Annotated in this window: 7 protein-coding genes; 4 read left to right on the top strand and 3 right to left on the bottom strand. The window is 68.7% G+C overall.

Annotation, left to right across the window (positions count from 1 at the left end; all coding sequences use genetic code 11):
- The coding region (locus AC1D01_RS14330; protein WP_477867284.1) for a YihY/virulence factor BrkB family protein at positions 1-890 on the top strand (890 nt) is incomplete at its 5' end.
- A 7-nt stretch (positions 891-897) separates the two neighbouring features.
- Here the strand turns inward: AC1D01_RS14330 and AC1D01_RS14335 are convergent.
- From AC1D01_RS14335 to orn, 3 genes are all read right to left on the bottom strand, one after another.
- Entirely contained in the window at positions 898-2,253 is a 1,356-nt protein-coding gene (locus tag AC1D01_RS14335) for a Fic family protein (protein ID WP_477867286.1), read from the bottom strand.
- A 102-nt stretch (positions 2,254-2,355) separates the two neighbouring features.
- The gene (locus AC1D01_RS14340) at positions 2,356-3,939 is read right to left on the bottom strand and encodes a DEAD/DEAH box helicase (protein ID WP_477867288.1); all 1,584 of its coding nucleotides are present in this window, start codon (positions 3,937-3,939) and stop codon (positions 2,356-2,358) included.
- A gap of 464 nt (positions 3,940-4,403) precedes the next feature.
- Positions 4,404-4,970: an oligoribonuclease gene (gene orn, locus AC1D01_RS14345; RefSeq protein WP_047500730.1), complete on the bottom strand. Its 567-nt coding sequence runs from the start codon at positions 4,968-4,970 to the stop codon at positions 4,404-4,406.
- Positions 4,971-5,021: 51 nt separating this feature from the next.
- On the opposite strand from orn, the gene AC1D01_RS14350 reads away from it, so the two are divergent.
- The 3 genes from AC1D01_RS14350 to rsgA form a co-directional block, all read left to right on the top strand.
- The gene (locus AC1D01_RS14350) at positions 5,022-6,317 is read left to right on the top strand and encodes a M48 family metallopeptidase (RefSeq protein WP_477867290.1); all 1,296 of its coding nucleotides are present in this window, start codon (positions 5,022-5,024) and stop codon (positions 6,315-6,317) included.
- Between the two features lie 3 nt (positions 6,318-6,320).
- A complete protein-coding gene (locus tag AC1D01_RS14355; protein WP_465111142.1) occupies positions 6,321-6,653 on the top strand; it encodes a 4a-hydroxytetrahydrobiopterin dehydratase in 333 nt (110 codons plus the stop codon).
- Positions 6,650-7,476 (top strand): ribosome small subunit-dependent GTPase A (rsgA, locus tag AC1D01_RS14360; RefSeq protein WP_477867292.1); only part of this gene is annotated, 827 nt, incomplete at its 3' end. The genes AC1D01_RS14355 and rsgA, both read left to right, overlap by 4 nt.

Consider the following 7,476-nt stretch of genomic DNA (forward strand, 5'->3'; position numbering starts at 1 on the left):
TCGTCTCGCTGGGCGTTCGCGCCATCAACCGCTTCATCGAATGCCATGGCGCCCGCCAGGGGGCTGCCGTCGCGTTCTACGCGGCGTTCTCGATGGCGCCGCTGCTGGTCGTCGTCACGAGCCTGCTGGTGTGGCTGCTCGGCGACCAGAGCGCGAACGCGACGATGGTCGATGCGGTCGGCCGCCTGCTCGGCCCGAGCGAGGCCCGCACGCTCGCGGACCTGCTGGCCAGCGCGCCGCACACCGCGACGACGCTGCTGTCGCGCGAACGGGCCGGCGGGTTCGCGGTGGCGGCACCGGTGATCGCGGTGGTGACGATGCTGGTCGGCGCGGTCGGCGTGTTCGTCGAGTTGCGCGCCTCGCTGCAGGAGATGCTGGGCGCGCCGCCGGAGCGCGGCTCGCTGTGGCGGCTGGTGCAGGTGCGCCTGCTGTCGATGGGCGTGCTGCTCGGCTGCGGCTTCCTGCTGGCAGTCGCGATGGTGCTGCAGGCCGTCGCGCTGCTGGCGATCCGCTGGGTGGTCGACCAGACCGATGCGCTCGGTCCGGCGCTCGGGCCGCTGCTGCAGTCGGTGGAACTGCTGTGGTCGTGGCTCGTGATGACCACGCTGTTCTCGCTGCTGATGGTGTGGCTGCCCGATGCGCACCTGCGCGCGCGGCATGCGTTCATCGGCGCGGCGGTCGCGGCGGTGCTGTTCCTGGCCGGGCGCTACGGGATCAATGCGTACATTGCCGGCACGGCGCTGCGCTCGACGCTGGGCGCCGCCGGATCGTTCGCGGCACTGCTGGTGTGGATCTACTGGTCGTGCCAGATCTTCCTGCTGGGGGCGGCGCTGGCGGTGGAAATCGGGGCGCACGAGCGCGTGCCGCAGGCGCCGCCGCTGGCCGCGTGAGCAGAGTTCAGGCCGGACGGCCGGCGGCGATCCAGGCCTCGGTGGCGCCCATCGTCACGCGGTAGCGCGCGCAGTTGAAGGCTTCGAGCTTGCGCAGCTCGTCGCGCAACAGCGGCGCGAAACCCGGTGCCTTGTCATCGCCGAGTTGCAGCGAGTCGATCGCATCGGCCAGGGTCCTGCGATCGCGCACGACCAGGCCGATCGCCTCGTTGAGGGATTCGCGGTACCGCAAGCGAAGCGGATCCGGCGCGCTCATGGCTTCCAGCACCACCGCGTACTTCGCGCACGAGCGGCGATAGGTCCAGTCGAACAGATCAACGGCCAGCGACACGTCCTGGCGCTCATAGACGCCTACCATCGCTTCGGCATAGTGGCCACGGTCGACGTCGAGGAACGCCAGTGGCGCGCGGTTGTAGAGCATCAACGGAATGTTGGCTGCCAGGCGGCTGGTGCGCTTGTTGCCATCCTCGAAGGGTTGCAGGTAGGCGATGTTGACCCACAGGAAGAAGGCCGCTTCGATCGGGTTCTTGACGAGGCGCGCCGTGTCGAGAACACGCTCCAGCATCTCGGCCAGCAGCGACGGCACCTGCGCCGGGAAGTACACCGTGTCGCTGATGTTGACGACCTTGCGGCGGATCGCGCCGAGGCCGTCGGTGTCGACCAGCAGGTCGCGCATCAGCACCGCATGCAGGTTGCGCACGATGCCCATCGAGAGCCCCTGCTCCGGCACCGCGTCGACCATGAACTCGATGGCGTTCTTGTGGTTCAGCAGCATCACGGCGTCGTTGTCTTCGCCCGTCAATCCGCTCTTGAACAGTTCCTCGGTGTCGAGGCGCGAATAGCGATTGCCCTCGAGGCGCGACGACGACCACGAGAGGTCGATCAACAGTTGCTCGAGCACCTTGCGTGCATRGGTGCCGGCCGGCTGCTGGCCCTGCATGCGGCCGAGCTCGGCCAGCTCCTTCGCGAGGGCGGCCGGCAGCATCGCGCTGTCGTTGGGGCGGTAGTCCTCGACGAACCCGCGGCGGTAGGTGACCGGCGAGCGGGAGCCCAGTGGTTGCTGCAGTTCCTCGCGCAGCGCCAGTGCCGCGGCCGACCAACGAGGCTGCACCGGCGAGCGGTGGTATGGCGGTGGCGCGGGCGCACTCACCTTCAGAGGCCCGGGCAAGCGGTAGCGCGTGGCGCGGGCCTGGCCCTCCCTGACGAGTTCACCCGAGGACCACAGACGAGCCAGCAGGCGCTTGACGGTCATCGCGCCCGCACCGCTGCGCTCGATCAGCTGGGACGAGCTGACCTCGTCGAAGCCTTCATCGCGCAAGCGCGTGATCAGCTCCAGCAGGCGGCGGTGATCGATTCCAGTCATCGGGTCCGATTCGAACGATTCGGTCCGATTATCAATGAATCGGACCTATCAGACCAAAAAAAGGCCCGCAATGCGGGCCCTTCGTACGTCTGTCAGCCGGAATCAGCGGCTGAAACCACCCTGGCGCGGGCGCTGCGGCTTGCCGAAGCTGCCCTTGTTGCCGCCGGGGCCGCTTGGCTTGCGCGGCGCGAAGCCGGCGCTGTTGCCGCGGTCGGCCGGCGCGCGGTCGAACGCATGGCGCGGTGCGCCATCGTGCGGCGGACGGTTCGCGAACGGGTTGTCGCGGCGCTGCTCCGGGGCCGGGCGATCGAACGAACCGCGCGGCGCGAAGCCGTCCGGGCCGCGGGTCGCAAAGCCTTCATTGCGCGGCGCGAAGCCTTCGTTGCGCGGCGCAAAACCTTCGCCGCCACGCGGGGCCGGCCGGCCGAAGCTCTTGCCACCCTGGTGGCCGCCACGGCCCTGGCCGAACGGCTTGCCGCCGAACTTGCCTTCGGGGCGGGCAGCGAACATGCGCGGTTCCGGCGACTTCGGCTCCAGGCCGACGATCGTCGCGACCGGGATGTTCTGCGTCGTGAAGGCCTGGATGCGGCGGATCATGCCGGTGTCCATGCGCTCGGCCAGCGTCACCGCGAGGCCGTTGCGACCGGCGCGGCCGGTGCGGCCGATGCGGTGCACGTAGTCTTCGGCCTTCATCGGCAGGCCGTAGTTGATCACGTGGCTGATGGTCGGCACGTCGATGCCGCGCGCGGCGACGTCGGTGGCGACCAGCACGCGCAGCTGCTTGTTGCGCAGGCCCTGCAGCACGCGGGTGCGGCGGCCTTGCGGCATGCCGCCGTGCAGCGATGCGACCGCATGGCCCATGTCGGCCAGGCGATCGGCGAGCCAGTCGGCATCGCRCTGCGTGCTGGTGAACACCACCGCCTGCTCCATGTCGCGCTCGGTCAGGATGTGGTCCAGCAGCGCGTTCTTGTGCGCGCCGTTGTCGGCCCAGTGCAGGCGCTGCTCGATGTTCTCGTGCGTGTCGGTGTGCGAGGTGACCTCGATGCGCTGCGGATCGCGCAGCAGGTCCTGCGCGAGGCGGCCCACGTGGCCGGCGAAGGTCGCGCTGTACATCACCGTCTGGCGGTCTTGCGGCAGCTGGTCGGCGATGGTGCGGATGTCGTCGATGAAGCCCATGTCGAGCATGCGGTCGGCTTCGTCGAGCACCAGCATCTCGACGTTCTCGAGGATGGCCTTGCCGTTCTGCAGGTGGTCGAGCAGGCGGCCGGGGGTCGCGATCAGGATGTCGAGCGGGCCGCGCAGCGCCTTCAGCTGGCCGCCGTAGGGCACGCCGCCGACGACGGTGGTCACGCGCAGGCCCTGCACGTGCTTGCCGTAGGTCACGGCGGCCTTGTCGACCTGCATCGCGAGTTCACGGGTGGGTGCCAGCACGAGGATGCGCGGGCCGTAGACCATGCCCTTCTCGCGGCGCTTGGTGTTGTCGCCACGGGCGGCGAGGATGCGCTGCAGGCCGGGCAGCACGAACGAGGCGGTCTTGCCGCTGCCGGTGCTCGAGGCGACCATCAGGTCCTTGCCTTCGATGGCCGGCGGGATGGCGCGGGCCTGCACGTCGGTCGGCGTCTCGTAGCCGGAATCCTTCAGGGCTTGCAGCAGGGCCGGGTTCAGGCCAAGGGAATCGAAACTCATCGTCTTCTTTCTCAAACACGGTGCCGCCGGCCCGCAAAGGGCACGGCACGACACCAACGTGCATCAAGCGCACGCGGATCAGTCGCTGGGGAGAAGGTCCGAACCCAGATCGGCGAGAACGCTCGCGCCGGTGCCGGGGAACATGGGAACAGTCAAAGCGACGGCATCGCCGCCAACCATTCCCGCAGAGCCCTGGGAATCCCTGAAAGGGGTCCCGGAGTTCGCCGCGGAGTTCGAACAGGCCGCAAGGCCGTGTAAGCGGCCCTGGGAAGACTCGATGAGGTCAGAGGGGATGAACGAAACGCCCCGCATGTCCAGTGACAGTGCCGAGGCGAAGCGCGGAGTATAGGGCGCTGCGGGTTTTCCCGCAAGTCTCAATGCCCTTCGGATCCGTCGGGCTCCGCTTTGCGCCGGTCGCCATGCCGCGCCGGCTACGCGGCCTGACCGCTCTTGCCTGACCGCTCCTACTTCGCCAGCAGGTGCTCGCGGTAGTACGCGAGCTCGTCGATCGATTCGTGGATGTCGGCCAGCGCGGTGTGCGCCTGCGCCTTCCTGAAGCCGGCGAGGATCTCCGGCTTCCAGCGCTTGGCCAGCTCCTTCAGCGTGCTGACGTCGAGGTTGCGGTAGTGGAAGAAGGCTTCCAGCTTGGGCATCGTGCGCGCCAGGAAGCGGCGGTCCTGGCAGATGCTGTTGCCGCACATCGGCGAGGTGCTCTTGCCGACGTAGCGCTTCAGGAAATCGATCACCTGCGCCTCGGCCGAGGCCTCGTCGATGGTCGACGCCTTCACGCGGTCGATCAGGCCGCTGCGGCCGTGCGTGCCCTTGTTCCAGGCGTCCATCGCGTCGAGCGTCGCGTCGCTCTGGTGGATCGCGAACACCGGGCCCTCGACGCGCTGCGTCAGCTGGGCATCGGTGACGACGACCGCGATCTCGATGATGCGGTCGGTGTCCGGGTAGAGGCCGGTCATCTCGAGGTCGATCCAGATCAGGTTCTGGTCGCTCTGCTGCAGCGGGCTTGCGATGTCGCTCATGGTTTTCTCCTTGGGGGCATTCTCGCCGACCGCGCCCTACACTTGCAGCCCATGCAAGCCATTCACCTGACCCTGCTGTTCGCCGCCGCGCTGCTCGCCTCGCTCGGGCTGCGCCTGTGGCTCACGACGCGCCAGATGCGCCACGTCGCGGCCCACCRCAGCGCCGTGCCGGCCGCCTTCGTCGGCAAGGTGTCGCTCGAAGCGCACCAGAAAGCGGCCGACTACACGCTCGCGAAGGGCCGCTTCGGGCTGGTGACGATGGCCTTCGGCGCCGTCGTGCTGCTCGGCTGGACGCTGCTCGGCGGGCTCGACGCGCTGAATGCCGTGCTGCGCGATGCGGTGGCCCCGCGCTTCGGCGGCCTCGCCTACCAGCTGGCGCTGGTGTTCGCGTTCTCGGTGATCGGCGCCGTGCTCGAGCTGCCGTTCGAGCTGTACGCCACCTTCCGGCTCGAGGCACGCTTCGGCTTCAACCGCATGACCTGGCAGCTCTTCGTGCGCGACCTCGTCACCAACACGCTGGTCGGCATCGCGCTCGGCCTGCCGATCGTCGCGCTGATCCTGTGGCTGATGGGCGCGGCCGGCGCGTACTGGTGGTTCTGGGCCTGGCTCGCGTGGACGGCGTTCGGCCTGTTCGTGCAGGTGGTGTACCCGCTGGTCGTGATGCCGCTCTACAACAAGTTCGAGCCGCTGCCCGACGGCTCGCTGAAGGAGCAGGCGCTCGCGCTGATGGCGCGCTGCGGCTTCACCGCCCAGGGCTTCTACGTGATGGACGGCAGCAAGCGCTCGGCCCATGCGAACGCGATGTTCACCGGCCTCGGCAAATCGAAGCGCGTGATCTTCTACGACACGCTGATCAACAAGCTCAGCCCGCCCGAGATGGAAGCCGTGCTGGCGCACGAGCTCGGCCACTTCAAGCTGCGCCACCTGCTCAAGCGCAGCCTGACGATGACGGTGCTGAGCCTGCTGGCCTTCGGGCTGCTCGGCTGGCTGTCGAACCAGGCATGGTTCTACCTGGGCCTGGGCGTGCAGCCCTCGCTGGCGGCACCGAACGACGCGCTGGCGCTGATCCTGCTGATGCTCGCGATGCCGGTGTTCAGCGTGTTCGCCACGCCGCTGGCGGCGCGCGTGTCGCGCAAGCACGAGTTCGAGGCCGACGCCTACGCCTGCTCGCAGGCGGACGGCCAAGACCTTGCCGCGGCCCTGCTGAAGCTGCACGAAGACAATTCGACGACGCTGACGCCGGACCCGGTGTACGCGCGCTTCTACTATTCCCATCCGCCGGCCACCGAGCGCCTGGCGGCCCTTCAATCGCAGACGCGCCCCCAGGCGCATCCCCAACCGAGCTGAACCATGAGCAACCTGCTGCACCTGAAATGCAAGGCGCTGGAAGGCGCCGACGCGATGGGCCCGAACGAGGTCCGCAGCCACCTGGCGCAAGTCAGCGGCTGGCACCTCAATGAGGGCGCGATCGAGAAGACCTTCAGCTTCAAGAACTACCACGAGACGATCGCGTTCGTGAACGCGCTGGCCTGGATCGCCCACAGCGAAGACCACCATCCGGAACTGGCCGTCAGCTACGACCGCTGCGTCGCGCGCTTCAACACGCATTCGGTCGGCGGCATCTCGCTGAACGACTTCATCTGCGCGGCCAAGGCGGACGCGCTCGTCGCCTTCCTCGCTTGAGCCACGCGATCGCGCTGGACACCGGGCTGGTGGTCGCCGGCCACGGGCGCCACTACATCGTCGAGACGCCGGACGGCGAGCGCATCGTCTGCCACCCGCGCGGCAAGAAGAGCGACTGCGTGGTCGGCGACCGCGTGCGCTGGCAGGTCACCGGCGATGAAGGCGTGATCGAGCATGTGGACCCGCGGCGCAACCTGCTGTTCCGCCAGGACGAGTGGAAGACCAAGTCGTTCGCCGCCAACCTCGACCAGCTGCTGGTGCTGGTGGCGGCCGAGCCGGTGTTCAGCGAATCGCAGCTCGCGCGCGCGCTGATCGCGGCCGAGAGCGCCGGCATCCCGACCCGCATCATCCTGAACAAGTCCGACCTGCCGCAGATCGCTGCGGCCCGTGAGCGGCTGAAGCCGTACAGCGCGATGGGCGTCGACGTGATCGAGCTGGCGCTGAAGACCCGGCCGCAGGAGGCACGCGACCGCCTGGGCCCGCTGCTGGCCGGGCAGGCGACGCTGGTGCTGGGGCCGAGCGGCACCGGCAAGAGCACGCTGATCAACCTGCTGGCACCGGACGCGCGTGCGCAAGTGGGCGACATCTCGGTCGCGCTGAACTCCGGCCGCCACACGACGACCTCGACGCAGTGGTACTGGCTCGACGCCGAACGCACGACCGGGCTGATCGATTCGCCGGGCTTCCAGGAATTCGGGCTGCGGCAGATCGAGGCGCAGCAGCTCGCGATGCTGATGCCGGACATCCGCGCGGCCGCCACCGACTGCAAGTTCTACAACTGCACGCACCAGCACGAGCCCGGCTGCGGCGTGCTGGCGGCCTT

The organism is Rhizobacter sp. P3_B12 (genome assembly GCF_056402895.1).

Coding starts and splice junctions, on each gene's coding strand:
- orn (WP_047500730.1), bottom strand. CDS start 4,970: ATGAGCGACATCGCAAGCCCGCTGCAGCAGAGCGACCAGAACCTGATC.
- AC1D01_RS14355 (WP_465111142.1), top strand. CDS start 6,321: ATGAGCAACCTGCTGCACCTGAAATGCAAGGCGCTGGAAGGCGCCGAC.